This is a genomic window from Microbacterium sp. GW821-FHT01D02 (assembly GCF_059422585.1).
On record NZ_JBWKXB010000003.1, the window covers coordinates 258,936 to 283,873 of the forward strand.

Genomic DNA, 24,938 nt, shown 5'->3' on the forward strand with positions numbered 1-24,938 from the left:
AATGTCTGTTCTCGAGATCCGCGACCTGCATGTGACGGTCGAGACCGAGGCGGGGACCACCCCGATCCTCAACGGAATCAACCTCACCATGAACACCGGTGAGACCCACGCCATCATGGGCCCCAACGGCTCCGGCAAGTCGACGCTGGCGTACACGATCGCCGGCCACCCCAAGTACACGGTGACCTCCGGCTCGATCACGTTCGACGGCCAGGACGTCCTGGAGATGAGCGTCGACGAGCGCGCCCGCGCCGGGCTGTTCCTCGCCATGCAGTACCCGGTGGAGATCCCCGGTGTGACGGTGACGAACTTCCTGCGCACGGCGAAGACCGCGCTCGACGGCGAGGCGCCGGCGATCCGCGGCTGGACCAAGGACGTCAAGCAGGCCATGTCGAACCTGCGCATGGACCCGAAGTTCGCGCAGCGCAACGTCAACGAGGGCTTCTCCGGCGGCGAGAAGAAGCGCCACGAGATCCTGCAGCTCGAGGTGCTCAAGCCGAAGTTCGCGATCCTCGACGAGACCGACTCCGGCCTCGATGTCGACGCGCTGAAGATCGTCTCCGAGGGTGTCAACCGCGCGAAGGAGTCCACCGGACTCGGCGTGCTGCTGATCACGCACTACACCCGCATCCTCCGCTACATCCGTCCCGACTTCGTGCACGTGGTCGTCGCGGGCAAGATCGTGGAAGAGGGTGGCCCCGAGCTCGCAGACCGGCTGGAGAACGAGGGATACGACCGTTTCCTCGACCCCGCCGCTCCCATCGAGGCGTAGGCTGATCGCATGACAGCGATCCTCACGGACGAGAAGTACGACGCGGTCACCGAGGCTCTCAAGGACGTCATGGACCCCGAGCTCGGGATCAACGTCGTCGACCTCGGCCTCATCTACGACCTCGCCTGGGATGACGAGAACGATGCTCTCGTCATCCACATGACGCTGACCAGCGCGGGCTGCCCGCTCACCGACGTCCTCGAGGACCAGACCGCTCAGGCTCTGGACAGCGTGGTCGACCGCTTCCGGATCAACTGGGTGTGGATGCCGCCGTGGGGCCCGGAGCGGATCACCGACGACGGGCGCGACATGATGCGCGCCCTCGGCTTCGCGATCTGACCCCCACGGGGAGCACCGCCGTGAGGCGGCCCGATCGCGCGCGCTTCATCGGATGACACGTCGACGGCGCGTGTCGGAACCTCGGGAGAACGAATGCTTCAGGTGAAGGCCCTGCCGCTGGCGGAGCTCCGCGAGCGCAGCAGCGAGAAGTGGCGGGAGTATCCCGCCGACGTCCTGCCGCTGTTCGTCGCGGAGACCGACTTCCCGCTGGCGCCGGCGATCTCCACGGCGCTGCAGCGCGCGGTCGAGATCGGCGACACGGGGTACGTCGCTTCGCGGACCCCGCTCGCCGAGTCGTTCGCCGCATTCGCGACCCGCCGCTACGGGTGGGAGCCGGATCCCGCGCGCATGCGCAGCACCGCCGACGTGAGCATGGGGATCGTCGAGATCCTGCGCCGTGTCACGCAGCCGGGGGAACGGGTCGTCGTCACCCCTCCGGTGTATCCGCCGTTCTACGACCTGGTGGCCGAGGCCGGTGCCGAGGTCGAGCGCGTTCCTCTGCTCGACACGGGCACGCACTGGGAGCTCGATCTCGACGGCATCCGTGCCGCGTTCGAAGACGGAGCGACGGCGATCCTCCTCTGCAACCCGCACAACCCGACCGGCACCGTGCACGGGCGCGACAGTCTCGCCGCCCTGGCGGAGCTGGCCGAGCAGTACGGCGCCGCCGTGGTCTCGGACGAGATCCACGCGCCGCTCGCGCAGCCGGGCACCGGGCTCACGCCGTTCCTCGCGGTGAGCGATGCCGCGGCGCGCGTGGGCTATGCGGTCGTCAGCGCGAGCAAGGCGTTCAACCTCGCCGGCCTCAAGTGCGCCCTGATGGTCACGGCCGACGACGAGACGAGCGCCGTGGTCCGCGGACTGCCCGTCGAGGTCGAGTGGCGCACCGGACAGTTCGGACTCCTCGCCGCCGTCGCCGCGTTCTCGGACGAGAGCGATCCCTGGCTCGACGGACTGCTGCGCACCCTCGACGAGAACCGGGTGCTCCTGGAAGACCTCCTCGCGGCGCACCTCCCCGGCGCCCGCTACCGCATCCCCGACGCCGGATACCTCGCCTGGATCGACCTCTCCGCGTTGGAGTGGGGCGACAACCCGGCCCGGCGCATCCTGAAGGACGCCAAGGTCGCACTGCACTTCGGGCCCGCCTTCGGTGCGGAGGGCGCGGGGCACGTGCGGCTGAACTTCGGTACCAGCCCCGAGATCCTCACCGAGGCCGTCGAGCGCATCGCAGCGCTCGTGGGGCGATGACCGTCCCGGCCGACGCCGCGACCATCTGGGACCGCCAACGGATCTGGGTCACCCTCGGAGCCGTCGCGCTGATCTTCCTCGCGGCGATCGAGGCGCTCGCGGTCACGACGGTGATGCCGATCGTCAGCGAGGCGCTGCACGGGGAGGCCCTCTACGCCGTGGCGTTCGCCGGCACCCTGGCGACGAGCGTGATCGGCATGGTCGCGACGGGTGCGTGGTCGGATGCCCGCGGACCGCGCGGCGCCCTGTACGTCGCCGTGACGCTCTTCATCCTCGGCCTGCTGATCTCGGGCTTCGCCGTGACGATGGACCAGTTCCTCATCGGTCGACTCGTCCAGGGGCTGGGCGCGGGAGGGCAGACCGTCGCGCTCTACGTCGTCGTGGCGAGGCTGTACCCGCCGCACCTGCACGGGCGGATCTTCGCCGCCTTCGCCGCGGCCTGGGTCGTGCCGTCGATGGTGGGGCCGTTCCTCGCCGGCGCCGTGGCCGAGTACCTGGACTGGCGCTGGGCGTTCCTCGGCGTCGCCGTGCTCACCGCGGCGGCCTTCGTGATGATCGCGGTCCGGCTGCGCGGTGTCGACCTCGGAGGAGGAGAGCGGCAGGACCGGCGCGCGCTCGTCGTCCGGCTGGCGCTGGCCGTGGTGGTGGCGGTGCTCGCCGTCGTCATCGGCTTCTCGGCGAAGCTGGCGCCCCCGATCGGATGGCCCGTGGCACTCGGAGCCGTGCTGGCGATCGGCGTCGCCGTGCTCCCGTTGTTGCCGCGACGCACCCTGCGGGCGGGCCACGGTCTGCCGAGCGTGGTGCTCATGCGCGGCATCGCGGCGGGCGCGTTCTTCGCGGCCGAGGCCTACATCCCGTACCTGCTCATGAAGAAGTTCGACTTCAGCGCCACCTGGGCCGGAGTCGCCCTCATGCTGGCCGCGCTGGCATGGGCGGGGGCCTCGGCGCTGCAGGGACGTTTCGGCGAACGACTGGGTAATCACCGCATCACGGTGATCAGCCTCGGCTCTCTCCTCGTGGCGATGCTGTGCGTTCTGACGGCCGCGATGTTCGATGTGTCGCCGGCCGTCGTGGTGCTCGGATGGGCGTTCGCCGGCGGAGGGATGGGGCTGCTCTACCCGCGCCTGACCGTGCTGACGCTGGCGTACTCGGACGAGACGAACCAGGGGTTCAACTCCTCGGCACTGTCGATCTCGGACGCTACCGGGTCGGCCGTCGCCATCGCCCTGGCCGGACTCGCCGTGGCCACACTCGGCGGACAGGCCAGCGCGTTCGGGGCGGTCTTCGCGTTCTGCGTCGGCCTGCTGCTGTTGGCCGCGGTCCCCGGACTCAGGCTCGGGCACGCGGCGGAGTCGCCGGCTCCCTGAGCGCTCCCGCGAGTGCGGTGACCCCGAGGTCGAAGACGCGGTCGAGGCCGGCCGTGACGTCGACCTCATCCGCACGGGGGAGGGCACCGTGGCTGTCGGCATGCATGCGCTGCTGCACGAGGGTGGCATGGCCGAGGACGAAGTGCAGGATCGCCGCCCCGCGGTCCTCGGCGTCGGTCGCGCCCTGTGTGCGCAGTGCTGCGGTGAGTGCCGACTGCGCCTGCGAGGAGCCGAGCTGGAGGGCGTACGTGCTGAGCACCAGCTCGGCGCCGTCCCGGTAGGCGAAGAGCGCGTCACGGATGCTTCGCGCGGTGGTGAGGACGTCGGCGCTGCCCTGGGGGATCGAGGCCGTAATCCGGTCGGCGAGATCGGCCAGCAGCTCCTGCTTGCTGGCGAAGTGCCAGTACAGGGCGCTGGGCTGCACGTCGAGCCCAGCGGCGATGCGACGCATGGACAGATCGGCGAGCCCGACCTCGTCGAGCAGGGCGAGGGCGCTCCGAGCGACGCTGTCACGGTCGTGCCGTGCCGGATTGGGCTCTGGGCTCATCCTCCGATTATAGTGAACGACGTTCAGGTGAACACTGTTCAGGAGCAGGGATCCGGGAGGGCGCGATGACGGGGCACACAGAGCTCGCGCTGGCGCCGATCACCCTCGACGGCGTGACGGTGCGCTTCGACGGTCGCACGGTGCTGCGCGAGGTGGACGTCGAGCTCACCGCGCCGACGATCGCCGTGATCGGTGCGAACGGGTCGGGGAAGTCGACCTTCGCGCGGCTGCTGAACGGTCTGGTGGCGCCCGACGTCGGCACGGTTTCGGTGCACGGCCTCGACACCGTGAAAGACAGGGCGGCGGTCCGGAAGCGGGTCGGTTTCGTGTTCACCAACCCCGACGCGCAGATCCTCATGCCGACCCCCGCGGAGGACCTCGCCCTGTCGCTGCGCGGGCAGCCGCGGGCCGAAGCGGCCGAGCGCGTGCGCGAGACGCTCGCCGCGCACGGGCTGGAGGAGCACGCCGACGTTCCCGCCTCGAGTCTGTCCGGCGGGCAGAAGCAGATGCTGGCCCTCGCCTCCGTCCTCATCACCGAGCCGCGGCTGGTCGTGGCGGATGAGCCGACGACGCTCCTCGACCTGCGCAACGCCCGCCGCATCGGAGATCTCCTGCTCGCGCAGCCGGCCCAGGTCGTGATCGTGACGCACGACCTGGAGCTGGCGGGACGCTGCGGAGCCGCGGTGCTGTTCGACGAGGGCCGGATCGCGGCTTCCGGGGAACCGGCGACGGTGATCGACGCCTACCGTCGGGCGTGCGCGTGATCGCGCTGTACCATCCGGGCACGGGAGTCCTGCACCGGGCACCCGCCGGACTCAAGCTGGCCGTGCTCGCGATAGGAGCGCTCGTCCTGTCGCTCTATCCGCACGATCCGCTGAGCATCGCGATCGCACTGCTCGTCGTCTGGGCGCTGTACGGCGTCGGTGGACTGCCGTTCCGGACACCCTTCGTCGAGATCTGGCGGCTGCGCTGGATCGTGCTCGTCCTCGCCACCGCGCTGGCCGTCTTCGTCTCGCCCGTCGCCGCCTGGGTGAGCACGGGTCGGGTGGTGGCCGTGCTCCTCCTGGCGGGCCTGCTGACGCTCACGACCCGGATGTCGGATCTCCTCGCGGTGCTGCGCCGGCTGCTGGTCCCGTTCCGCCGCTTCGGTCTCGATCCGGACGTCGTGGCGCTGACGGTGTCCCTGACCCTCACGACGATCCCGGTGATCGCCGGTTTCGCCCGGCGGGTGCGGGAGGCGGAGCAGGCCCGCGACGTCCGCCTGGGCGTGCGCACCGTGGTGCCGCTGCTGGTGCTGTCGCTGCGGCATGCGGATGATGTGGGGGATGCCCTGGCCGCACGGGGCATCGGCTGACCTCACGCCGGTACGAGCACTCCGGCCGGGGACGACGGCGGCGCGACGCGTGATGCGAGCCGCAGGGCGACGGCGATCAGGGTGACGGCGATCAGGACCGTCGCGACCGAGGTGCCCAGCGCGAGCAGCAGCACGACGCCGATCAATCCGCTCAGGGCCGCGATGACGAGCCGGCGCGTCGATGCCGTCGCCGCCGGGGCGGGCTGCGACTCGAATCGGGTGAACGCCACGGCCACGAGGGCGCTGAGGGCGAGTGCGGTCGCGAGCCAGAGCGGACGTCCCGCCCACCAGCCGGCACTGTCGAGGTCCGGCAGAGCGACCCCGGTGGTCAGGGCGTACACCGCGGTGACGCCGGCCATGACGAGCAGCACCGGCATGTGCCAGAGGTAGATGGTCATGGTGCGCACGGTCACGAAGGCCGTGAAGGCGGCCACGCGCGGACGGCGGCTGAAGCGCTCGAGCCGCTCGCGGTGGAGCGAGAGCAGACTCGTGTGCACGATGCCGACGAGCAGCAGGGCGGCCGTCGGAGGGTTGATGTTGTGGATGAGGTCGGGGGAGTACAGGCCCGTCAGGAACGTCGTGGCCAGCAGGAGAAGAGCTCCGAAGCCGGCGGTGGCGCGCACGCGCCGGCTCAGTGCATCGATGCGTCCGTCGGCCAGGAAGAACCCGAGCTGCTGCAGCGTCATCCACACGAATGCGAGGTTCAGGAAGCCGAGACCCTCGAAGCCGGTCGCGCCGCGCAGCACATCGACCGCGATCGCGGCCAGCGCGAGCGCCCCGATCGTCCGGTACGGCGCGCGTTCGTGCGCGGCCGCGAGAAGGGGAAGCAGCGCCTGGCAGAGGAGGAAGACCCCCAGGAACCACAGCGGCTGGCCGTAGCGGAAGCCCGCCGTCGCGATCAGATCGGCCGGGACGCCCGAGACCGTGAGCACGGCGAGCGCGACGCCGACGACCGCGATCGCGAAGATCGCTGGTCGCAGCAGGCGGTGCAGTCGGCCGGCGACGAAGTCCACGCCGGTTCCGCCGCGCTGCCGCAGACGCCGGTAGGCGAGGAGGCCGGAGAAGCCGCCGATGACGAAGAACAGCGGCATGACCTGGAGGAGCCAACTGAGCGGGGCGATCCAGCCCGTGCCGTCGCTGGCGTTGTCGAACACGGGGCCGGTCGCGTCGACCGTGACGCCGACCATGATGGAGTGCAGGAGCACGACCCCGAGCACGCACAGCGCCCGGACGAAGTCGATCCCGGTGTCGCGGGATGCGCGCGGGGGAGCCGTGACGGTGACGGCGCGCGGTGCCTGGACGATGGCCATGAGTCCTCCTCGGGAGTGGTGTCCCAGGAGACTATGGACGCGGTGGCGTCGGGGGCATCACCCTCGGGTGCCGTTGCGACCCCCTACGACGGGGTGAGTCAGGAGGACGGCTCGACCAGTCCGGTGTCGTAGGCGAGGATCACGGCGTGCACGCGGTCGCGGAGGTTGAGCTTCGCGAGCACCTTGCCGACGTGCGTCTTGACCGTCTGCTCGGCGATGAAGAGGTCGGCGGCGATCTCGGTGTTCGAGCGTCCCCTGCCGATCAGCACGAGGACCTCGCGCTCCCGCTCGGTCAGGTCGGCGAGTGCCGTCTCCGAGCGTGGAGCTCGCGGACGACGACCGGCGAACTGCTCGATGATGCGTCGGGTCACGCTGGGCGCGAGGAGGGCATCGCCGCCGGCGACCACGCGCACGGCATGCACGAGCTCCTCCGGCAGGGCGTCCTTGAGCAGGAATCCGCTGGCGCCCGCCTCGAGCGCGTCATAGACGTAGTCGTCGATGTCGAAGGTCGTGAGCATGAGGATCCGCGGCACGTGAGCGGCCGGGTACGCCGGGCCGAGGATCCGTCGGGTGGCCTCGATCCCGTCGAGCTCCGGCATCCGCACGTCCATCAGGATCACGTCCGGGTCCAGGCGCGCGGACAGCGTGACGGCCTCGACCCCGGTCGCCGCCTGCCCGACCACGCGGATGCCGTCGTGCGCGTCGAGCAGTGCGGCGAATCCGGCGCGCACCATGGCCTGGTCGTCGGCGATGAGCACGCTGATCGTCACGGGGTCTCCTTGTCGGGGGAAGGGACGGCTGCGGGTGAGGCGTCGGCGGTCAGCGGGAGCGTCGCGTCGACGCCCCAGCCACCGTCGGAGGTCGGGCCGGCCGACAGGCTCCCGCCGAGGAGCTCGGCCCGTTCGCGCATGCCACGCAGTCCGTAGCCGGTGGTGTGGTTCTCCGGCGCACGTGCCGGCGCGGTGTTCTGCACGCGGATGCGGACGGCGCCGGCGTCGGCCTGCACGCGCACCTCGATGCGCGCCCCCGGGGCATGCCGCACCGCGTTGCTCAGCGCCTCCTGGATGATGCGGAAGACGGCGATCTGCACGGCGGGCGTCGCGGAGGAGGCCGTCTTCTGGCCCTCCAGCGCGAGCCCCACCTCGACGCCGGCCCGACGGATGCTGTCCACCAGTGCGGGGACGTCGTCGATGCCCTGCTGCGGGGCGAGTTCGGCGGTCTGGTCCTCCGTGCGGAGCACGCCCAGCATGCGTCGCATCTCGGTGAGCGAGCTCCGGGCGGTCGCCGCGATGTCGTCGAACTCCGTGGTGGCCGCGTCGCTGAGGTCCGGGATGCGGTACCGGGCGGTGGATGCCTGCACCTGGATCACGGACATGCTGTGGGCGACCACATCGTGCAGCTCCCGGGCGATGCGGGTGCGCTCCTCCACGAGAGCCCGTCGGGACTCCTCGAGCGCGCTGTGCTCCTTCTCGCGGGTGAGCTCCTCGGCCACGCGCAGGCGGCCGGCCACCAGGGCGGCGATGAGATACATGGTGACGGCGACGGCGGCGGTCACGATGAGATCCGCGGTGGCGCTGCCGGACGTGGCGGGCGTCGCGACCATGTCGGGACGGAGGAGCGGCGAGGTCAGCGACGCGATGACGCCGAGGATGAGGGCGAACGCCCCGAGCCGCGCACCGTGGAGGAACGTGACGACGCCGACGAACAGCACGAAGACGAGGAGCGCGGGGACCGACCACGGCCACGGCGACTCCGTCGCGAGCTCCGGCACGACGGCGAGCGGGAGGAGCAGCGTGGCTCCGGTCAGGACGGCGATCGCCCAGCGCGGGTGGGAGAGGGCGAGGAGCGGCGATCCGCACAGCGCCGCGCCCAGGAGGAATGCCAACGGCAGCGGTGTGCCGTAGAGGACGGTCTGCAGCGGCACGAGGACGGCGTACAGCGCGACGGCCGCCGCACACAGCGCCGCGAGGGCGAAGGTGCGGCGGCTGATCCGTTGGCGGCGCGGGATGCGCTCTCGGCGGCGTGCCATGACTGTCATCCTGCCAGTTGCGGTGCCGGCTCGCGGCGGCGACGGGCCGCGGCGATGCGGTCGATCACGAGGCCGATGACGAGCGCGATGACGATGCCGAGACCGGCGCTGAGCAGCGGCTGATCCTTGATCCAGGCGCCGGCGAGCAGGCCGACGGCGAGGCTGAACACGCTCCAGCTGACGCCGGCGATCAGGCTCAGCGGCAGGAAGCGTCGCCAGGAGAAGCCGAGAGCGCCGGCCGACATGTTGACTGCGACGCGCCCCACCGGGATGTATCGCGCCCCGAGGATGAGGGTCGCGCTGCGCCGGTCCAGGGCGCGCTGGGCGTGATGGAACGCCGTGGCCACCCGAGGGCGCCGCATCCAGGCGAAGCGGGTGGTGCCGAGCCCGCGGCCGATCAGGTAGGCGATGTTGTCGCCGATCGCGGCGCCGACCGCGGCCACCGCACCGAGCAGGAGCAGATTCCCCTCGCCGGTGGACGCGGTGACGGCTGCGGCGGCGACGAGCACGGTCTCGCTGGGGACCGGCGGGAAGAAGCCGTCGATGATCGTGACCGCGAACAGCACGAGGTACAGCCAGGGCGATGCGATGGCCTGCATGATGAGCTCGTTGAGGATGTCCACCAGAGCACGTTATGCAGGGGGCGCCCGCGGCGGCATCCCTCTGCGGTATCGGACGGATCCCTCTCGGGAGTGATGTTCCTGACCGCGGCATCCGGCGGCGCCGCTTATACTGGGAGGCTGGCCGATCGGCCGAAACACCTCCCTGGAAGAACGGACGTCTGCTGTGCTTGCCGTGCACGACCTCGAGATCCGCGTTGGCGCGCGCCTGCTGATGGAGAACGTCTCGTTCCGCGTCGCCGACGGAGACAAGATCGGACTCGTCGGTCGCAACGGGGCCGGGAAGACCACCCTCACCAAGGTGCTGGCCGGCGACGTCCTGCCCGCCGGTGGCTCGGTGACCCGCTCGGGTGAGCTCGGCTATCTGCCGCAGGACCCCCGCTCCGGCAACCCGGAGGACCTCGCGCGCACGCGCATCCTGGACGCCCGTGGGCTCGGTCAGCTGAACCTCGGGATGACCGAGGCGGCGCTCGCGATGGGCTCCGACGACCCCGCGGTCGCGGACAAGGCGATGAAGCGGTACGCCCGTCTCACCGAGCAGTTCGAGGCCCAGGGCGGCTATGCGGCAGAGGCGGAGGCGGCGTCCATCGCCAACAACCTCTCGCTGCCCGACCGCATCCTCGACCAGCCGCTGTCGACATTGTCCGGCGGTCAGCGCCGTCGTATCGAGCTCGCGCGCATCCTCTTCTCCGACGCGCAGACGATGATCCTCGACGAGCCGACCAACCACCTCGACGCCGACAGCGTCGTGTGGCTGCGCGAATTCCTCAAGGGGTACAAGGGCGGGCTGATCGTGATCAGCCACGATGTCGAGCTCGTCGGCGAGACGGTGAACCGCGTGTTCTACCTCGACGCGAACCGCCAGATCATCGACACGTACAACATGAACTGGAAGAACTACCTGCGTCAGCGGGTGGCCGACGAGGAGCGCCGCAAGAAGGAGCGCGCGAACGCCGAGAAGAAGGCGACGACGCTGCAGCTGCAGGCCGCCCGCTTCGGTGCCAAGGCGTCGAAGGCCGCCGCGGCCCACCAGATGATCGCCCGCGCGGAGAAGCTGCTCGCCGGCCTCGACGAGGTGCGCCAGGAGGACCGGGTCGCGAAGCTGCGCTTCCCGAAGCCGGCGCCCTGCGGAAAGACGCCGATGATGGCATCCGGGCTGTCGAAGTCGTACGGATCACTCGAGATCTTCACCGACGTCGACCTCGCGATCGACCGCGGATCCAAGGTCGTCGTGCTCGGTCTCAACGGTGCGGGCAAGACCACGCTGCTGCGCATGCTCGCGGGTGTCGACCAGCCCGACACGGGCCAGCTCGAGCCCGGTCACGGACTCAAGGTCGGCTACTACGCCCAGGAGCACGAGAACCTCGACGTGAACCGCTCGGTGCTCGAGAACATGGTCTCGGCGGCACCGCACATCACCGAGACCGAGGCGCGCAAGGTGCTCGGGTCGTTCCTGTTCACGGGCGATGACGTCCTCAAGCCCGCCGGAGTCCTGTCCGGTGGGGAGAAGACGCGTCTCTCGCTGGCGACGCTCGTGGTGTCCTCCGCGAACCTGCTGCTGCTCGATGAGCCCACGAACAACCTCGATCCCGCATCGCGCGAGGAGATCCTCGGTGCGCTCGCGCACTACGAGGGTGCGGTCGTCCTGGTCTCCCACGACCCGGGTGCCGTCCAGTCGCTCAACCCCGAGCGCGTGCTCATCCTTCCCGACGGCGTCGAGGACATCTGGAGCCAGGAGTACCAGGACCTCATCGAGCTCGCCTAGGAGCCCGCTCGAACCGCGTGTCGGCGGCCCGCTGTAGCGTCGACACATGGATCCCACCCGCATCCGCGCCGTGTGCTGGGACTGGAACGGAACGCTGCTCGACGACGCCGAGATCTGTCGCCAGGTGATGAACGCCGTGCTCCGTGAGCACGAGCTGGATCCTCTGATCGATGCCTCCGCCTACCGTTCGGTGTTCCGCTTCCCGATCCGCGACTTCTACCGGGAGGTGGGGATCGGCGACGAGCGCTTCGTGCCGGCCGCCACCGCGTACCTCGAACTGCTCGCGACGCGGGTGGGCGAGGCACGACTCCACGAAGACGCCCGCACCACACTCGCGGTGCTCCGCGCGCACGGCATGCGCCAGGTGCTCGCCTCCGCGACCCTTCCCGACGCCCTCGCGCGACAGATGGCGCCGTACGACCTGGAATCGGCGTTCGAGCGGGTGCTGTCCATCGACGATCCGTATCGGGCGTCGAAGCACGACGTCATCGCGCGCTGGCTGTCGGGCTCGGGCCTCGCCGCCGACGAGGTGCTCGTGATCGGCGACACCAACCACGACCGGGAGATCGCGCATGAGCTCGGCATGCCCTTCGTGCACTTCGACGGCGGGCACCAGGCCTGGTCCGGCGAGACGCGCCGGATCGCGGCACTCGGCGAACTGGTCGACCTGCTGCTGCCTCCGGCGTCCCGGAACGCGGAGGGCGCCGTCGCGAAGGAGCGAGGCTGAGGCGGAGGGGATTCGTGGCATAGTCGGGAGCATGCCGATCGCTCAGCGCCCGTCCTCGTCCGAGATCAGCGAGTGGCTGCGTGCGCAGCCTGCCCTCACCGGTGTCGCACCGACACTCGACGTCGCAGAGCTTCCCGACGATCCGGTGCCGCTCTTCATCGACTGGCTCCGGGAGGCCGCCGAGGGCGGAGTGGCCGAGCCGCACGCGGCGACCCTGGCGACCGTCGACGACGACGGCCTGCCGGATGCGCGGACGCTGATCCTCAAGGACGTCGATGCGCGAGGATGGGCCTTCGCCGGAGGGCGCGCATCCCGCAAGGGTGCTCAGATCGCCGCACGCCCCGCCGCGGCGCTGAACTTCTGGTGGCAGCCGCTCCGACGGGCCGTCCGCGTCCGGGGCATCATCGAGGAGGCCTCCGCGGCGGAGAGCGCCGCAGATCTCGCCGCGCGCTCCGCCGACGCGCGTCGCGGTATCGCACCGGGGGAGTGGGTCCTCTGGCGGATCGTTCCGACGCGGGTCGAGTTCTGGCAGGGATCGGCGGACCGGAACCACACGCGGATCGTCTACCGGCGGACGGAGAGCGGCTGGGACCTCACGGTGTCGGGCGCTGGCGCCGGCACGGAGGGCGCTCGGATCGTGGAGGAGCGCGCATGAGCGACTATCAGGTGGTCGAGATCGGGGCTCTCGACGAGTGGCGCGCTCACCACGGCGGATTCGACGCGGCGCGCGCACGCGACGGCCGCCGGGTGGTCGACCACGAGCTGACGATGCAGTTCATCGGGATGACGGCGAATGCGCTGGAGCCCGGTGAAGAGGCCGGCTACTGGCATGTGCATCGGAAGATCGAGGAGGTGTACGTCTTCCTCGGCGGGCGCGGACAGATGGGTCTCGATGACGACATCGTGGAAGTCGGCCCCGGTACCGTGATCCGCGTCGGTCAGGGGGTCGCCCGCATCTGGCGGGCGCGGCCGGACAGCGACGGCGAGCTCCGGTGGCTCTGTCTCCGCGCCGGCGGCGAGGAGCTGCCGCATCTTCCGGACGACAGCTCACGGCTGCCGGAGCGTCCCCTGCCGTGGGCGGACTGATCGTCCGCTGAGGCTCATCGCACGTCGAGCAGCTCGTCCTCGACGTCGGCGTCGTGGTCCTTGCGACGCGATTTCCTGACCGGAGCCGGCATGCCCTCGACTTCTTCGCGGTGCTTCACGATCTCCGTCCGGATGATGTACCCGATGAAGATGAAGCCCATCAGGGCGAAGAGGATCCATTGGATCGCATACGACAGGTGCGGCCCCGGATCGTCGGTGGGGGAGTCGAATCCGCCCAGCGTCCCTTCGCCTGCGGGCTCCTCGCTGATCACACGGCCGTAGGCTCCGGTGATCACGTCGCCGTCGACGAGCTCTGCGATGGAGGGCAGGTTGATGGTCGGCACCTGACCCTCGGGTGCGCCACGGCCCGAAGCCGGGAGCTGCTCACCCGGGCGAAGACGCACGGTGACCTCGGCTTCGCCCGCCGGCGGTGCCGGCACCGAGTCCGGTGCGTCTCCCTCGCCCGGCGGCACCCAGCCGCGATCGACGATGAAGATGCGGCCGTCCGCGTCGCGGAACGGCACCAGCACCTCGAAGGCGCTCGTCCCACCGTGCGGACGGTTCCTCACCAGCAGCTGCTGGTCGGCCAGGTATTCGCCCCGCAGGGTCACCGGACGCCACTCGTCGGAGGGGTCGAGAGCACCGTCGGCGCCGATGAGGTCGGCGAGGGGCACCGGCTTCGCGTCGTAGTTCTGCTCGACGAGCTCGATCTGCGCGGCGCGCGACTCGTTCCGCTCGAACTGCCAGTGCGACAGGAAGACGCACGCGACCGCGAAGCCGATCGCGATGAGCACATACACGCCCCACCGGGTCAACCGTCGACTCATGCGGGAATTCCGTCGCGGACGGTCACCGGGAAGTCCCGCGCGGCCAGGTAGTCGCGGAGGAAGCCGACGTGCTCATCGCACGCCAGCCAGATCTTCTCGCGGTCGGCGGCGTGGATGCGGGGGTTGCGCCAGACCACCTGCCTGGTCGCCGCGCTCCGGCAGCCGGCGCGCGAGCATTCGAGGTCTGTCATCGTTCCTTCGGGCCTTCGTGGATCGTGAACACCTGGGGTGTCGTCGCGTCGGACTCGATCGGTGCGGGGCGCGGGGCGTCGAGTTCCCGCACAGGAGATTCGGCAGCGGTCTCGGTGCTGTCGCTGCCCGCGTTCGCGAAGACCACGGCGATGTAGGGCAGCACCGCTGCCGAGATCCCGAAGACCCAGGTGTACCACCCGTACGGCTGCACGAGGACCATGAGGGCGAAGCACACGATGCGGATCGTCATCGTCAGCGCGTATCGGCGCACACGATGGTCAGCCTCATCCCGCGGAGACTGCGGCAGTGAGGTGACGGCCGGGATTTCACGCGCGTTCTTCACGATGCCTCAAGCCTACGCCGGTGCGGGCCGCCCGGCGTGCCTGTTCGGTGCCGTCTCAGCGGGAGAAGATGAACGGCAGCGTGAACACGCCGACGAACAGGAAGCTGATGATCGTGCTGATCACGGTGAAGGCGGCGATGCCGACCATCACGTAGCCGAGGATCAGGCCGGTGATGGCCAGCCCTCGCCCTCCGATCGCCGGATCGCGCTTGGTCTGCCCGAGGGCCATGTGACCGGTGATCACGGCGGCGATGGACGCGAGAACCGGGACGATGGCCCAGAAGAGGACGATTCCCGCGATGCCGCAGACCAGCGACGTGATGGCGAGCCCGCTGGTCGGTCGCGGAGCCGCCACCGTATATCCGGGAGCGGCGTAGCCGGACGGAGCGGCGTAGCCGGGATGCGCGGGGGCCGTGCCGTAGCCGGGCTGCGCGGGCGGCGGGGCATAGCCGGGCTGGGGCGGCGCGACGGGCTGGACGCCGTAGGCGGGAGCGGGCGGCGGTGCGTAGACGGGCACGGCGCCGGGGTAGCCCTGCGTGGGCTGCGGTGTCGGCTGCAGTGCGGGCCGCACCGGCTGGGCCGGAAGCACCGGTGCCGCGGCAGGCGCTGCCGGCGGCGGGGTGAACGACAGCTCGTCGCCGGAAGAGGGGGTGCGGTTGTCGCTCACACGGAAGCCTTTCGTCACGATCAGAGTCCCAGCACGGTCCGGGTCTGTCAAACCCCGGTCGGACGAGGCCCGAGGGCTTCCTCGGTAGGATCTATGACGGCTCGGAACCCCGGACCACCGATCCAGATCAGGAGTCCTCATGAGCGCTCAGCGCGTCGTCCTCGTCACCGGCGGCAATCGCGGCATCGGTCGCGCGATCGCGGAGCGCTTCGTGCGGGACGGCTATCGCGTCGCCGTCACCGCCCGCAGCGGCGAGGGCCCGGAGGGCACGCTGACGGTCCGCGCGGATGTGACGGATGCGGCCGCTCTCGACGCCGCGTTCACCGAGGTGGAGCAGCAGCTCGGCCCGGTCGAGATCGTCGTCGCGAACGCCGGCATCACGAAGGACACGCTCCTCCTGCGCATGAGCGAGGACGACTTCGACAGTGTGGTCGCCACGAACCTGGGCGGCACGTTCCGCGTCGTCAAGCGCGCCTCGAAGGGCATGCTGCGCGCACGCTTCGGCCGCGTGATCCTCATCTCCAGCGTCGTCGGTCTCTACGGCTCCGCCGGCCAGGTCAACTACTCCGCGTCGAAGAGCGCTCTCGTCGGCTTCGCCCGTTCGCTCACCCGTGAGCTCGGCGGCCGCGGCATCACCGCGAACGTCGTCGCGCCGGGGTTCATCGAGACCGACATGACCTCCGAGCTCCCCGAGGAGACGCAGAAGCAGTACAAGGCGAACATCCCCGCCGGACGGTTCGCGACTCCGGACGAGGTCGCCGGGGTCGTCACCTGGCTCGCGGGCGACGATGCCGGCTACATCTCCGGCGCGGTCATCCCCGTCGACGGCGGTCTCGGGATGGGGCACTGACCCCGAGGTGACGGCTCAGCGCGAGATGGCCGCGTTCAGGAGCTCGCCGAGCCGCTGCGGGACGGAGAACTGCGGCCAGTGGCCGGATCCGACCCGGACGACCTCCGCGTCCTCGATCGCGTGGAACTCGTCGGCGTAGGGCCCCCACTGGTCGATCATGCCCTCGAACGCCGCCTGGTCGAGACCGCCCATCAGCAGCGTCGCGGGCACCCGGTGCCGAGCCGGATCCCCGAGGGCGATGCCGTCCGTCGGCACGCGCGCGGGCACGCTGTGCGTGAGCGGCGCCGTGCGGGCTCGCGTCGCCTCGTCGAGGTCGCTGACATCCTCGTCGGGGAAGAAGTCCCAGCCGGGGAAGGGCACCACGCCGTCGACGATCTCGAACTCGCTGATCCCGTTCCCGGACGGCGGCGGCACCGTGTCGACGAAGATGACGCGGCTCACCCGGTCCGGCCGGGCATCGGCGACGCCCCAGGCGACGTTGCCGCCGCCGCTGTGACCGACGACCACGACGTCTCCGTCCACCGCGTCGACCGCGGCGACGGCGGCGGCGACCCAGTCGGCGATGCCGATGTCGCCGGAGACCGCCGCGGGTTCGCCGAGGCCCGGCATGGTGAGCGGGTGCACGCGATGACCGGCCTGCTCGAGCGCTGGAACGACGTCGTCCCAGCTGGAGGCGTCGAGCCAGAGACCGGGGATGAGGATGATGTCCATGAGCCGACGCTAGTGGCGGGCGCGGACATTCTCCAGGGGTGCCTAGGGCAGCAGTGCGATGACTTCGGAGAGGTTCTGCGGGCCGATCACCAGGCTCGCGGCGTCCCGCACCGCAGGCTTGGCGTTGAAGGCGAGTCCGAGTCCGGCGACGGCCATCATCGGCAGGTCGTTCGCGCCGTCGCCGATCGCGATCGTGGCGTGCGGCGTGACGCCGAGCTCGGCCGCCCACTCCTGCAGCGATGTGGCCTTCGCGGCACCGTCGACGATGTCGCCGTCCACGCGGCCGGAGAGCACGCCGTCGACGATCTCCAGACGGTTCGCCCGCCAGCGATCGACGCCGAGGCCTGGCGCGACGCTGTCGAGGATCTCGTGGAAGCCGCCGGAGACGACGCCGACGACACCGCCGCGCTCGTGGACGGCCGCCGTCAGCTCGCGCACTCCGGGCGTCGGCTCGATCCGCGCGAGGACCCGCTCGAACGCCGAGACGGGCACACCCTCGAGGGCGGCGACCCGGGAGCGCAGGCTCGCGGAGAAGTCGATCTCGCCGCGCATCGCGGCCTCGGTGGCGGCCTGCACCTCCGCGCGACGACCGGCCTCGTCGGCGAGCAGCTCGATCACCTCGTTGCGGATGAGGGTGGAATCGGCATCGAGGACGACGAGGAATCGCGCGGTGGTCACGTGTTCGAGCCTAGCGATCGTCCACGACTCCGCCGTGCCGCATGACGGCCTCAGCGCTCGATGAAGACGCCCTTGCCGACGACCGTGATCCCGGACTCCGTCACGGTGAACCCGCGGGCGAGGTCGCGTTCGCGGTCGACTCCCACGGTCGCGCCGTCGGCCAGCACGACGTTCTTGTCGAGGATGGCGCGGTGCACGCGTGCTCCCTGCCCCACGTGCACATGGTCGAACACGACCGAGTCCGTGATGGTCGAGCCGCCTCCGGCGAGCGTCCACGGTCCGACCACGCTGCGCTCCAGGTGTGTGCCCGAGAGCACGGAGCCAAGCGACACGATGGAGTCGATCGCGTTCCCGATCCGGCCCACCGAGTCGCGGACGAACTTCGCGGGCGGGGAATTGACCGCCTGCGAGTGGATCGGCCACTCCATGTTGTACAGGTTGAACACGGGCAGGGTGGAGATCAGGTCGCGGTGGGCGTCGAAGAACGAGTCGATGGTTCCGACGTCGCGCCAGTAGGAACGGTCGCGCGGCGAGGAGCCGGGTACCTCGTTCTGCTTCATGTCGTAGTAGCCGGCCTCGCCCCTGTCGACGAAGTACGGGACGATGTCGCCGCCCATGTCATGCCCGGAGGTGGGGGACTCGCCGTCGGCCTCGACCGCGGCGATCAGTGCGTCGGCGTCGAAGATGTAGTTGCCCATGGAGGCGAGCACCTCGTGGGGGGAGTCCTCGAGGCCGGCGATGTCGGTCGGCTTCTCCAGGAACTGCCGGATGCGTCCCGACTCGGCATCCGCGTCGATCACCCCGAACTGCGACGCGAGGGCGAGCGGCTGACGGATGCCGGCGATCGTGGCCTTCGCCCCGGACTCGATGTGCGCCTCGAGCATCTGGCGGAAGTCCATGCGGTAGACGTGATCCGCGCCGATGACGACGACGATGTCGGGCTTCTCGTCGTTGATGAGGTTCATGCTCTGCAGGATCGCGTCGGCCGAGCCGGAGAACCAGCGCTTTCCGAGGCGCTGCTGCGCGGGGACGGAGGCCACGTAGGAGTCGAGCAGGGCGGACATGCGCCAGGTCTGCGAGATGTGGCGGTCGAGGCTGTGCGACTTGTACTGCGTGAGCACCACGATCTGTCGCAGGCCCGAGTTGATGAGGTTCGAGATCGCGAAGTCGATCAATCGGTACTGTCCGCCGAAGGGCACTGCGGGTTTCGCGCGATCCGCGGTGAGAGGCATGAGTCGCTTGCCCTCGCCGCCGGCGAGGATGATCCCGAAGACCTTCTTTGGAGCGGACATGGCTCCACCATAGATGCGTTCGCGGCCGCTGTACTAGCGTTCAGACATGCGAGTCGAAATGATCACGAAGGAGTACCCGCCCGAGGTCTACGGCGGTGCCGGCGTGCATGTCGCGGAACTCGTCGCCGCACTCCGCGAGCACGTCGATGTGCGGGTCCGCGCGTTCGGCTCACCGCGTGAGGAGTCGGGGACGTTCGCGTACCGGACGCCCTCGGAACTCGCCGGTGCGAACGCTGCGCTGCAGACCCTCGGCACCGATCTGGAGATCGTCTCGGCGATCGCGGATGCCGATCTCGTGCACAGCCACACCTGGTACGCGAACTTCGCCGGGCATCTCGCCGCGCAGCTGCACGGGATCCCGCACGTGCTGACCGCGCACAGCCTCGAGCCGCTGCGCCCGTGGAAGGCCGAGCAGCTCGGCGGCGGGTACGCGATCTCCAGCGGCATCGAGCGGCTCGCCTACGAGAACGCCGCCGCGGTGATCGCCGTGAGTGCGGGGATGCGCGCGGACATCCTGCGCAGCTACCCCCAGGTCGATCCCGCGAAGGTGCGCGTGATCCACAACGGCATCGACGTCGAGCGGTGGCGTCCCGTGCAGGATGCGGCGTTCCTGCAGTCGATCGGGATGGACCCCGCCCGGCCGTCGGTCGTGTTCGTCGGCCGCATCACGAGGCAGAAGGGGCTGCCGTATCTGCTCCAGGCCGCCCGTCTCCTGCCGCCCGAGGTGCAGCTCGTGCTGTGCGCGGGGGCGCCGGACACTCCGGAGATCATGGCGGAGGTGCAGGAAGGGGTCCGACTGCTGCAGGAGAGCCGCGACGGCGTCATCTGGATCGAGCGGATGCTCCCGCGCGACGAGCTGTCGGCGATCCTCACCGCGGCGACGACGTTCGTGTGCCCGTCGGTGTACGAGCCGCTGGGGATCGTCAACCTCGAGGCGATGGCCTGCGGCGCCGCCGTCGTGGGAACCGCGACGGGCGGGATCCCCGAGGTCGTCGCCGACGGTGTCACCGGGCGGCTCGTGCCGATCGAGCAGCTGCAGGACGGCACCGGCACGCCCGTCGATCCGGAGCGCTACGTGGCCGATCTGGCCGCGGTGCTCACCGAGGTGGCGATGGATCCCGAGCGGGCGCGTGTGTACGGCGAGGCCGGACGGGAACGTGCGCGCGACGACTTCAGCTGGGCGGCGATCGCCGAGACGACGCGCGCGCTCTACGCGGAGCTGACCGCCTGAGCCGATAGGCTGGAGCCATGCCGAGCGCTCTGGAATTCACCGACGTCGTCGTGCGCCGTGAGGGGCGCAACATCATCGATCACGTGACCTGGGAGGTCGACGACGATCAGCGATGGGTGATCCTCGGCCCGAACGGTGCGGGCAAGACCACGCTGCTGCAGCTGGCCGACACCCTCATGCACCCCACCTCGGGCACGGTCACCGTGCTGGGGGAGACCCTGGGGCGGACCGACGTGTTCGAGGTCCGGCCGCGTATCGGCTTCGCGTCGTCGGCCATGGCCAAGCGCGTCCCGCGCGACGAGACGGTCCTCAACACGGTGCTCACCGCGGCGTACTCCGTGCTCGGCCGCTGGAACGAGAACTACGAGGACATCGACGAGCGTCGCGCCCTTCGAGTGCTCGGCGACTGGCGCCTGGACCACCTGGCCGACCGCACGTTCGGCACGCTCAGCGACGGCGAGCAGAAGCGCGTGCAGATCGCCCGTGCCGTGATGACCGACCCGGAGCTGCTGCTGCTCGACGAGCCCACGGCTTCGCTCGACCTCGGCTCCCGGGAAGAGCTGCTCGCACTCCTGAGCGGCTACGCATCCTCGCCCACGACGCCGGCCATGCTGATGGTCACGCACCACGTCGAGGAGATCCCGGTCGGATTCACCCACGTGATGCTGCTCCGTGAGGGCCGGGTCGTCGCCGCAGGCCCGATCGCGGAGACCCTCACGGCGGAGGCGCTGACCGAGGCGTTCGGGATGCCGATCGTGCTCAGCAGCGACGGCGGCCGCTACGCCGCCCGCGCGGCCGCCTGAACCAGGTTTCTGCGCTCGCTGAACTACTGATAGAATCGACCCTTGGTGCTCTCTGCACCGCAGACTTCCCTCGTCCCTGGCACAATCCAGGGCAGCAACTAAGGAATCCCATGAAGACTGACATTCACCCCGAGTACAAGGCAGTCGTGTTCCGCGACCTCGGCTCGGGAGAGACGTTCCTCACCCGTTCGACCGTCTCCAGCGACAAGACCATCGAGCTGGACGGCGTGGAGTACCCGGTGATCGACGTCGAGATCTCCTCGGCATCGCACCCGTTCTACACGGGCAAGCAGCGCATCATGGACTCGGCCGGTCGCGTCGAGAAGTTCAACCAGCGCTTCAAGGGCTTCGGCGGCTCGTCCAAGTAACGACTGCCAAGACGAAGGCCCCATGCTCCTCGGAGCGTGGGGCCTTCTTCGTGTCGTCCGACCGTGCGCTCAGACGTCGAGCCTGATGCGACCGTCATCGATCGTGTCGGGCGGATCGCCGGGAGACGGCGCCGGGGCGGTCCGCTGCGTCTGACGGTCGCGTTCGATCCCGGCCTCGTGCGCGGTCGGCGACCAGACGGCCTCGAACGCGCCGCCGAGGCCGCCGCCGCCACTCTCGAACTTCTTCTCGATCGGCATTCTCGAGAACCCGAACGCGATCAGCAGGATCACCGCGGCGGCCAGGAGCAGGAGCACGCCGACCGACACGATCACGCCCAGCCCCTCGTCCATGTTCTCCAGGGTAGGCGGTGGGTCTCGCGTCGGCATCCTCCCACGGGAGGAGACGTCAGCGGACGCGGCGGCCCTGGGCGAGGTCGATCAGACGCGAGAGCACCGGTCCGCTGCGCAGTCCGTTGTGCTCGTGCTCGCTCGTCACCCAGAGCTTCACGCCGGGCAGCAGGCGCGCGGTCTCGAGGGAGAACTCCATGGGCACGTACACGTCGTCGACGTAGACGGCGGCGGCTCCGGTGGCCTCGGAGGCGGCGATCGCTCCGGCGTCGTAGATGCTCGGCCACTCGAACTCCGCGAGCTCGAGGGCGACCTCGCGCCACGGCTGGAAGGCCGGCACGGTCTCCGCCCAGTCGCGGCGCACGTGCTCGCCCGTGAAGAGCGTGGGATCCTCGCGGAAGTCGGCGGGCTCGGTGCGCTCGGCGGACCAGCGGGTGGCGTGCCCGTCGGCGTAGCTGGACTCGTGGAATGCGAAGTAGAGAGGGTTGCGGCCGTCGTACGGCATCGCATGCATCAGGTCGTACCGGAACGCGTTGGAGGAGGGATCCCGCTCCAGCAGCGACCAGACCGTCTGCCAGCCGTCATCGGTGCCGAGCGCGGAGCCCATCGACCGCAGCCGCGACCGGGAGACGACCTCGCCGTCGGGGAGGACGATGTCGCCGGCGTCGGCCGCGTCGACGAGGCGGCGCATGGCATCGCGGTGCTCCGGGAAGCGGCGGTAGTAGCGCTCCGAGGCCGTGCGCATCTTGTCGTAGCAGAGCGCATAGACATCGTCGGGGTGTCGTCCGACGGCGCTGAGACCGCCGGTGATGAACACGTCGTCGAGGGAAGCGGCATCCGTCGAGAGGTACGCCAGCGTGGTGAAGCCGCCGAACGACTGCCCCAGCACGCTCCAGGTGGTGGCGCCGAGGTGCTCGCGCATCGCCTCGCAGTCCCGCACGATCGCATCCGCGCGGAGGTGGGTGAGGTGTTCGGCGACAGCGGCGGCGCCGCGCTCGAGATCGTGGTCGCCGACCGGGGTGGAGAGTCCCGTGCCGCGCTGATCGAGGAGGACCAGACGGTGGTGGGCGAGCGCCTCGTCGAGCCAGGCCGGCGAGGTCGACGAGTGGAACGGGCGCGGGGCCTCGTGGCCGGGCCCGCCCTGCAGGAACACCAGGTAGGGGAGGTTCTCACCGCCTTCCCGGGAGACGACGCGCGCGAAGATGTCGATCGTGCGGTGGTCGGTGGGGTCTCCCCAGACCAGGGGGACGGTGAGCGTGTGCTCCTCGACGGTGAGGTCCAGCAGCTGACGGATGACGGTGCTCATGTTCACATCACATTTCCGATGTAGGAGTACTTGACGAAGACCTCCGAGGCGATGCCCGACTCCTCGAGCACACCCTGCACAGCGGTCATCATGTAGTTGGAGTCCCAGCCCATGTAGAGGAAGTGGTCTTCGTCGAGCTCATCCCACTGTCCCTTCCAGGCCATGTCCTGGTAGATCGGACCGCCGTGGGCGGCGCAGTAGGCCAGCGCGGCGTCCCTCGTGTCGGTCCAGGCTCGACGGAAGACCCGGTTGAACAGGTACTTCACGTCGGGGACCTCCCAGCGCTCACCGCGGTACTCGACGTAGTCGAACTCGCGCTCCCACCCCGTCGGCCAGCCACGGCGCCGCACCGCATCGAGGATGGGCGTGAGGCCGTCGTCGTCGATCTCGGGCAGCGCGGGTCGGGCCCAGATCCGGATCAGATCGGACGTCAGCGCGACCGTGCGCCGTGTGATCGCCGCCGTGTTCCACACACCGACCTCCGCGAGCTCCCGCGTCGCCGGCACGGAGCTGCGCGCATACGCCTCGGCCCGCTTCGCGGGGAACGATGCACCGAACACCCGCTCGGTCAGGGGCTGCTCCAGCAGGGTCAGGTTGCCGAGGGTCGGGGCGAGTGCCCGGTGGCTGTTCTGCTCGTCTTCGGAGTACTCGATCCACGCTCGCTCGCCGTCGCCCGACCAGGTGTCGCCGGGGACGGTCGGGACGATGTGCTCGATGTCGAACGCGTCGAGGTCGTCCACGCCCTCGAGGCGACCGAGCACGTAGGCGGGGTGGGGGAGCTCGCTGTACTTCAGCACCGCGCTCACGCGCTCGTCGGACGGAGTGATGCGCGCGAAGGCGCGGGCGAGCGCGTCACGGCCGTCGCGGCGTGCTCGGCAGAGGCGGGCGACGAGGCGTTCGGCCGGCAGGTTCACCAGGGCGCGGCGGAGGTACAGCGCCTGGAGCCACTCCAGGGTCTCGATGAGCTCGGAGCGATCGATGACACCGCGGACGTGATCGCTGTAGGCGCTCATGACGAGCGGGTACGACGAGCGGCCGAAGGTGTTCACATGGCGCAGCTGTCGTGCGATCTCCGGATCGCTCTCCTTCGACGGGTCGAGGAGGATGCCGTAGATCTCGGCGAAGTGCCGCCACTCCTCGGCGTCCGCCTGCAGGTGCGCGACGTCGACGCGCGGGAACGACTGCCGGAACGCGCTGTAGACGCCGTGCTCGCCGTTCGCCGCCACCTCGCGGCCGGTGACGCGGACGAGGTAGTGCCGCCAGAAGGCGCCGATCGCCTCGCCGGTGTGGCGCTCGATGGGTACCCAGAAGCGCGCCTCCACGTCGACCTGCTCCGCGTGGCTCAGGCCCATCAGGATGTAGTTGTGGATGAGCTCGTGGTCGCGCAGCGGCTCACCGGTCGAGTTCAGGCTCTCGAAGATCTGCTGCGCGTTCGCCTGGGCGCCGAGGGTGATCGACACGTGCTCGAGCTTCTGCAGCCCCCGCCAGATGAGCGGGACCTCGTCGACGTGGATCTGACTGCGGAAGAACGCGTAGTTGTCGTCGAAGCGCGACTCGCGGTCGGCGTCGTCGCGTCGGTCGAGCACGACGGACTCGTACAGGTCGGCCCACGCGTCGTGCGGGCGCAGCTTGGTGCGTCCGGGGTCATCCGAGCGCACGAGGACCCGCTCGAGAGCCGCGGCCAAGGAGGGATCGGTGTCACGGACGGCGTGATGCAGGGCGGCGACGAGGAGCATCAGCGTCGTGATGCGCTGCTGGCCGTCGATGAGGATCAGGTCGGCATCGTTCGACACGCCGTCCTCGGCGGAGAGGATCGACCCGATGAAGTGCCGGTGCGCCTCGTCCTCGCGGGCGACGGCGCGGATGTCGGAGAGGAGGCGTTCGCAGCCGCCGATGTCCCACCGGTACTGCCGCTGATACACGGGGACGACGATGGTGGTGGTCCCCGCCGCGAGCCACTCGATCGTGTTGACTGCTGTCGCCTCGACGTTGGTCGCGGTGCTCATCCTGGTGTCTCGTCCTCCCGTAGCGACGGGTGCCGAGGGTTCGCCTGGCGCCCGGTCCAGTCTATTCGGTTATGCACGGCCGACCTCCGGAGGGCTCGCGGGCTTCGCTGTTAGGCTTGCCTTATCAGGGCCTGTTAAAACGTGCTGGCCCC

Annotated in this window: 29 protein-coding genes; 14 read left to right on the forward strand and 15 right to left on the reverse strand. The window is 70.0% G+C overall.

The features are described from left to right. The first annotated feature begins 1 nt into the window (after window position 1). The 4 genes from sufC (at window position 2) to AC07VM_RS14765 (ending at window position 3,726) form a co-directional block, all read left to right on the forward strand. The gene (gene sufC, locus AC07VM_RS14750; protein WP_494911949.1) at window positions 2-772 is read left to right on the forward strand and encodes a Fe-S cluster assembly ATPase SufC; all 771 of its coding nucleotides are present in this window, start codon (window positions 2-4) and stop codon (window positions 770-772) included. 9 nt (window positions 773-781) lie between these two features. Continuing rightward, entirely contained in the window at window positions 782-1,111 is a 330-nt protein-coding gene (locus AC07VM_RS14755; RefSeq protein ID WP_494911950.1) for a metal-sulfur cluster assembly factor, read from the forward strand. Between the two features lie 93 nt (window positions 1,112-1,204). Further along, window positions 1,205-2,359: a MalY/PatB family protein gene (locus tag AC07VM_RS14760; RefSeq protein ID WP_494911951.1), complete on the forward strand. Its 1,155-nt coding sequence runs from the start codon at window positions 1,205-1,207 to the stop codon at window positions 2,357-2,359. Next, the gene (locus tag AC07VM_RS14765) at window positions 2,356-3,726 is read left to right on the forward strand and encodes an MFS transporter (protein ID WP_494911952.1); all 1,371 of its coding nucleotides are present in this window, start codon (window positions 2,356-2,358) and stop codon (window positions 3,724-3,726) included. The genes AC07VM_RS14760 and AC07VM_RS14765 overlap by 4 nt, the downstream gene beginning before the upstream one ends. On the opposite strand, the gene AC07VM_RS14770 is transcribed toward AC07VM_RS14765, so the two are convergent. After that, complete coding sequence (locus tag AC07VM_RS14770) at window positions 3,689-4,273, reverse strand: TetR family transcriptional regulator (RefSeq protein ID WP_494911953.1); 585 nt, start codon at window positions 4,271-4,273, stop codon at window positions 3,689-3,691. The two genes, AC07VM_RS14765 and AC07VM_RS14770, sit on opposite strands and share 38 nt — an antisense overlap. A 65-nt stretch (window positions 4,274-4,338) precedes the next feature. Between AC07VM_RS14770 and AC07VM_RS14775 the strand changes: the two genes are divergently transcribed. Next, window positions 4,339-5,037 (forward strand): energy-coupling factor ABC transporter ATP-binding protein, encoded by a 699-nt coding sequence (locus tag AC07VM_RS14775; RefSeq protein ID WP_494911954.1) that lies wholly within the window; start codon window positions 4,339-4,341, stop codon window positions 5,035-5,037. Then, a complete protein-coding gene (locus AC07VM_RS14780; RefSeq protein ID WP_494911955.1) occupies window positions 5,028-5,627 on the forward strand; it encodes a CbiQ family ECF transporter T component in 600 nt (199 codons plus the stop codon). Before AC07VM_RS14775 ends, AC07VM_RS14780 begins: the two co-directional genes overlap by 10 nt. A gap of 2 nt (window positions 5,628-5,629) precedes the next feature. On the opposite strand, the gene AC07VM_RS14785 is transcribed toward AC07VM_RS14780, so the two are convergent. From AC07VM_RS14785 to AC07VM_RS14800, 4 genes are all read right to left on the reverse strand, one after another. Beyond that, window positions 5,630-6,937 (reverse strand): acyltransferase family protein, encoded by a 1,308-nt coding sequence (locus AC07VM_RS14785; RefSeq protein WP_494911956.1) that lies wholly within the window; start codon window positions 6,935-6,937, stop codon window positions 5,630-5,632. A gap of 98 nt (window positions 6,938-7,035) precedes the next feature. Beyond that, window positions 7,036-7,707 (reverse strand): response regulator, encoded by a 672-nt coding sequence (locus AC07VM_RS14790; RefSeq protein ID WP_494911957.1) that lies wholly within the window; start codon window positions 7,705-7,707, stop codon window positions 7,036-7,038. After that, window positions 7,704-8,966, reverse strand: coding sequence for a sensor histidine kinase (locus AC07VM_RS14795; protein ID WP_494911958.1), 1,263 nt, complete (start codon window positions 8,964-8,966; stop codon window positions 7,704-7,706). The genes AC07VM_RS14790 and AC07VM_RS14795 overlap by 4 nt, the downstream gene beginning before the upstream one ends. 5 nt (window positions 8,967-8,971) lie before the next feature. Further along, window positions 8,972-9,589: a DedA family protein gene (locus AC07VM_RS14800; RefSeq protein ID WP_494911960.1), complete on the reverse strand. Its 618-nt coding sequence runs from the start codon at window positions 9,587-9,589 to the stop codon at window positions 8,972-8,974. A 163-nt stretch (window positions 9,590-9,752) separates the two neighbouring features. On the opposite strand from AC07VM_RS14800, the gene abc-f reads away from it, so the two are divergent. Genes abc-f through AC07VM_RS14820 form a run of 4 tightly spaced genes read left to right on the forward strand, consistent with a single transcriptional unit; the run spans window position 9,753 to window position 13,164 of the window. Next, window positions 9,753-11,351, forward strand: coding sequence for a ribosomal protection-like ABC-F family protein (abc-f, locus tag AC07VM_RS14805; RefSeq protein ID WP_267414898.1), 1,599 nt, complete (start codon window positions 9,753-9,755; stop codon window positions 11,349-11,351). A 46-nt stretch (window positions 11,352-11,397) separates the two neighbouring features. Beyond that, window positions 11,398-12,078 (forward strand): HAD family hydrolase, encoded by a 681-nt coding sequence (locus tag AC07VM_RS14810; RefSeq protein ID WP_494911962.1) that lies wholly within the window; start codon window positions 11,398-11,400, stop codon window positions 12,076-12,078. 31 nt (window positions 12,079-12,109) lie between these two features. Beyond that, the gene (locus tag AC07VM_RS14815) at window positions 12,110-12,733 is read left to right on the forward strand and encodes a pyridoxine/pyridoxamine 5'-phosphate oxidase (RefSeq protein WP_494911963.1); all 624 of its coding nucleotides are present in this window, start codon (window positions 12,110-12,112) and stop codon (window positions 12,731-12,733) included. Beyond that, window positions 12,730-13,164, forward strand: coding sequence for a cupin domain-containing protein (locus AC07VM_RS14820; protein ID WP_494911964.1), 435 nt, complete (start codon window positions 12,730-12,732; stop codon window positions 13,162-13,164). The genes AC07VM_RS14815 and AC07VM_RS14820 overlap by 4 nt, the downstream gene beginning before the upstream one ends. Window positions 13,165-13,178: 14 nt before the next feature. Here the strand turns inward: AC07VM_RS14820 and AC07VM_RS14825 are convergent, their stop codons facing one another. Genes AC07VM_RS14825 through AC07VM_RS14840 form a run of 4 tightly spaced genes read right to left on the reverse strand, consistent with a single transcriptional unit; the run spans window position 13,179 to window position 15,193 of the window. Then, window positions 13,179-13,991 carry an SURF1 family cytochrome oxidase biogenesis protein gene (locus AC07VM_RS14825; protein ID WP_494911965.1) on the reverse strand — a complete coding sequence of 271 codons (813 nt, stop codon included), beginning with the start codon at window positions 13,989-13,991 and terminating at the stop codon, window positions 13,179-13,181. Continuing rightward, entirely contained in the window at window positions 13,988-14,182 is a 195-nt protein-coding gene (locus tag AC07VM_RS14830) for a hypothetical protein (protein ID WP_267414891.1), read from the reverse strand. The genes AC07VM_RS14825 and AC07VM_RS14830 overlap by 4 nt, the downstream gene beginning before the upstream one ends. After that, window positions 14,179-14,526, reverse strand: a complete 348-nt coding sequence (locus AC07VM_RS14835; RefSeq protein ID WP_267414890.1) for a DUF3099 domain-containing protein — start codon at window positions 14,524-14,526, stop codon at window positions 14,179-14,181. Before AC07VM_RS14835 ends, AC07VM_RS14830 begins: the two co-directional genes overlap by 4 nt. Before the next feature lie 55 nt (window positions 14,527-14,581). Next, window positions 14,582-15,193 carry a DUF4190 domain-containing protein gene (locus tag AC07VM_RS14840; protein WP_494911967.1) on the reverse strand — a complete coding sequence of 204 codons (612 nt, stop codon included), beginning with the start codon at window positions 15,191-15,193 and terminating at the stop codon, window positions 14,582-14,584. A 139-nt stretch (window positions 15,194-15,332) separates the two neighbouring features. Here AC07VM_RS14840 and AC07VM_RS14845 point away from each other — a divergent pair, with 139 nt between their 5' ends. Then, window positions 15,333-16,043, forward strand: a complete 711-nt coding sequence (locus tag AC07VM_RS14845) for a beta-ketoacyl-ACP reductase (RefSeq protein ID WP_267414885.1) — start codon at window positions 15,333-15,335, stop codon at window positions 16,041-16,043. A gap of 15 nt (window positions 16,044-16,058) precedes the next feature. On the opposite strand, the gene AC07VM_RS14850 is transcribed toward AC07VM_RS14845, so the two are convergent. The 3 genes from AC07VM_RS14850 to AC07VM_RS14860 are packed head-to-tail and all read right to left on the reverse strand — an operon-like array spanning window position 16,059 to window position 18,724. Beyond that, a complete protein-coding gene (locus AC07VM_RS14850) occupies window positions 16,059-16,754 on the reverse strand; it encodes an alpha/beta fold hydrolase (protein WP_494911968.1) in 696 nt (231 codons plus the stop codon). 42 nt (window positions 16,755-16,796) lie between these two features. Further along, window positions 16,797-17,432: a phosphoserine phosphatase SerB gene (gene serB / locus AC07VM_RS14855; RefSeq protein ID WP_494911970.1), complete on the reverse strand. Its 636-nt coding sequence runs from the start codon at window positions 17,430-17,432 to the stop codon at window positions 16,797-16,799. A gap of 50 nt (window positions 17,433-17,482) precedes the next feature. Continuing rightward, window positions 17,483-18,724 (reverse strand): glucose-1-phosphate adenylyltransferase, encoded by a 1,242-nt coding sequence (locus AC07VM_RS14860; protein WP_267414879.1) that lies wholly within the window; start codon window positions 18,722-18,724, stop codon window positions 17,483-17,485. A gap of 46 nt (window positions 18,725-18,770) precedes the next feature. Between AC07VM_RS14860 and glgA the strand changes: the two genes are divergently transcribed. From glgA to AC07VM_RS14875, 3 genes are all read left to right on the forward strand, one after another. Further along, window positions 18,771-19,955, forward strand: coding sequence for a glycogen synthase (gene glgA / locus AC07VM_RS14865; RefSeq protein WP_494911971.1), 1,185 nt, complete (start codon window positions 18,771-18,773; stop codon window positions 19,953-19,955). Between the two features lie 17 nt (window positions 19,956-19,972). Next, on the forward strand, window positions 19,973-20,758 hold the full coding sequence (locus AC07VM_RS14870) for an ABC transporter ATP-binding protein (protein WP_494911972.1): 786 nt from the start codon (window positions 19,973-19,975) through the stop codon (window positions 20,756-20,758). Window positions 20,759-20,868: 110 nt separating this feature from the next. Continuing rightward, window positions 20,869-21,126 carry a type B 50S ribosomal protein L31 gene (locus tag AC07VM_RS14875; RefSeq protein ID WP_021200734.1) on the forward strand — a complete coding sequence of 86 codons (258 nt, stop codon included), beginning with the start codon at window positions 20,869-20,871 and terminating at the stop codon, window positions 21,124-21,126. Between the two features lie 69 nt (window positions 21,127-21,195). Here AC07VM_RS14875 and AC07VM_RS14880 read toward each other — a convergent pair whose 3' ends face one another. Genes AC07VM_RS14880 through AC07VM_RS14890 form a run of 3 tightly spaced genes read right to left on the reverse strand, consistent with a single transcriptional unit; the run spans window position 21,196 to window position 24,786 of the window. After that, entirely contained in the window at window positions 21,196-21,477 is a 282-nt protein-coding gene (locus AC07VM_RS14880) for a hypothetical protein (RefSeq protein ID WP_494911973.1), read from the reverse strand. A 55-nt stretch (window positions 21,478-21,532) separates the two neighbouring features. Beyond that, the gene (locus AC07VM_RS14885; protein WP_416383310.1) at window positions 21,533-22,786 is read right to left on the reverse strand and encodes an alpha/beta fold hydrolase; all 1,254 of its coding nucleotides are present in this window, start codon (window positions 22,784-22,786) and stop codon (window positions 21,533-21,535) included. Next, on the reverse strand, window positions 22,783-24,786 hold the full coding sequence (locus AC07VM_RS14890) for a DUF262 domain-containing protein (protein WP_494911974.1): 2,004 nt from the start codon (window positions 24,784-24,786) through the stop codon (window positions 22,783-22,785). The genes AC07VM_RS14885 and AC07VM_RS14890 overlap by 4 nt, the downstream gene beginning before the upstream one ends. Window positions 24,787-24,938: the final 152 nt, after the last annotated feature.

Bases quoted from the DNA above. Each gene is read 5' to 3' on its own strand.
- sufC (WP_494911949.1), top strand. From the start codon at position 2: ATGTCTGTTCTCGAGATCCGCGACCTGCATGTGACGGTCGAGACCGAG.
- AC07VM_RS14755 (WP_494911950.1), top strand. From the start codon at position 782: ATGACAGCGATCCTCACGGACGAGAAGTACGACGCGGTCACCGAGGCT.
- AC07VM_RS14760 (WP_494911951.1), top strand. From the start codon at position 1,205: ATGCTTCAGGTGAAGGCCCTGCCGCTGGCGGAGCTCCGCGAGCGCAGC.
- AC07VM_RS14765 (WP_494911952.1), top strand. From the start codon at position 2,356: ATGACCGTCCCGGCCGACGCCGCGACCATCTGGGACCGCCAACGGATC.
- AC07VM_RS14770 (WP_494911953.1), bottom strand. From the start codon at position 4,273: ATGAGCCCAGAGCCCAATCCGGCACGGCACGACCGTGACAGCGTCGCT.
- AC07VM_RS14775 (WP_494911954.1), top strand. From the start codon at position 4,339: ATGACGGGGCACACAGAGCTCGCGCTGGCGCCGATCACCCTCGACGGC.
- AC07VM_RS14785 (WP_494911956.1), bottom strand. From the start codon at position 6,937: ATGGCCATCGTCCAGGCACCGCGCGCCGTCACCGTCACGGCTCCCCCG.
- AC07VM_RS14795 (WP_494911958.1), bottom strand. From the start codon at position 8,966: ATGGCACGCCGCCGAGAGCGCATCCCGCGCCGCCAACGGATCAGCCGC.
- AC07VM_RS14810 (WP_494911962.1), top strand. From the start codon at position 11,398: ATGGATCCCACCCGCATCCGCGCCGTGTGCTGGGACTGGAACGGAACG.
- AC07VM_RS14815 (WP_494911963.1), top strand. From the start codon at position 12,110: ATGCCGATCGCTCAGCGCCCGTCCTCGTCCGAGATCAGCGAGTGGCTG.
- AC07VM_RS14820 (WP_494911964.1), top strand. From the start codon at position 12,730: ATGAGCGACTATCAGGTGGTCGAGATCGGGGCTCTCGACGAGTGGCGC.
- AC07VM_RS14825 (WP_494911965.1), bottom strand. From the start codon at position 13,991: ATGAGTCGACGGTTGACCCGGTGGGGCGTGTATGTGCTCATCGCGATC.
- AC07VM_RS14830 (WP_267414891.1), bottom strand. From the start codon at position 14,182: ATGACAGACCTCGAATGCTCGCGCGCCGGCTGCCGGAGCGCGGCGACC.
- AC07VM_RS14845 (WP_267414885.1), top strand. From the start codon at position 15,333: ATGAGCGCTCAGCGCGTCGTCCTCGTCACCGGCGGCAATCGCGGCATC.
- AC07VM_RS14850 (WP_494911968.1), bottom strand. From the start codon at position 16,754: ATGGACATCATCCTCATCCCCGGTCTCTGGCTCGACGCCTCCAGCTGG.
- AC07VM_RS14860 (WP_267414879.1), bottom strand. From the start codon at position 18,724: ATGTCCGCTCCAAAGAAGGTCTTCGGGATCATCCTCGCCGGCGGCGAG.
- glgA (WP_494911971.1), top strand. From the start codon at position 18,771: ATGCGAGTCGAAATGATCACGAAGGAGTACCCGCCCGAGGTCTACGGC.
- AC07VM_RS14870 (WP_494911972.1), top strand. From the start codon at position 19,973: ATGCCGAGCGCTCTGGAATTCACCGACGTCGTCGTGCGCCGTGAGGGG.
- AC07VM_RS14875 (WP_021200734.1), top strand. From the start codon at position 20,869: ATGAAGACTGACATTCACCCCGAGTACAAGGCAGTCGTGTTCCGCGAC.
- AC07VM_RS14880 (WP_494911973.1), bottom strand. From the start codon at position 21,477: ATGGACGAGGGGCTGGGCGTGATCGTGTCGGTCGGCGTGCTCCTGCTC.
- AC07VM_RS14890 (WP_494911974.1), bottom strand. From the start codon at position 24,786: ATGAGCACCGCGACCAACGTCGAGGCGACAGCAGTCAACACGATCGAG.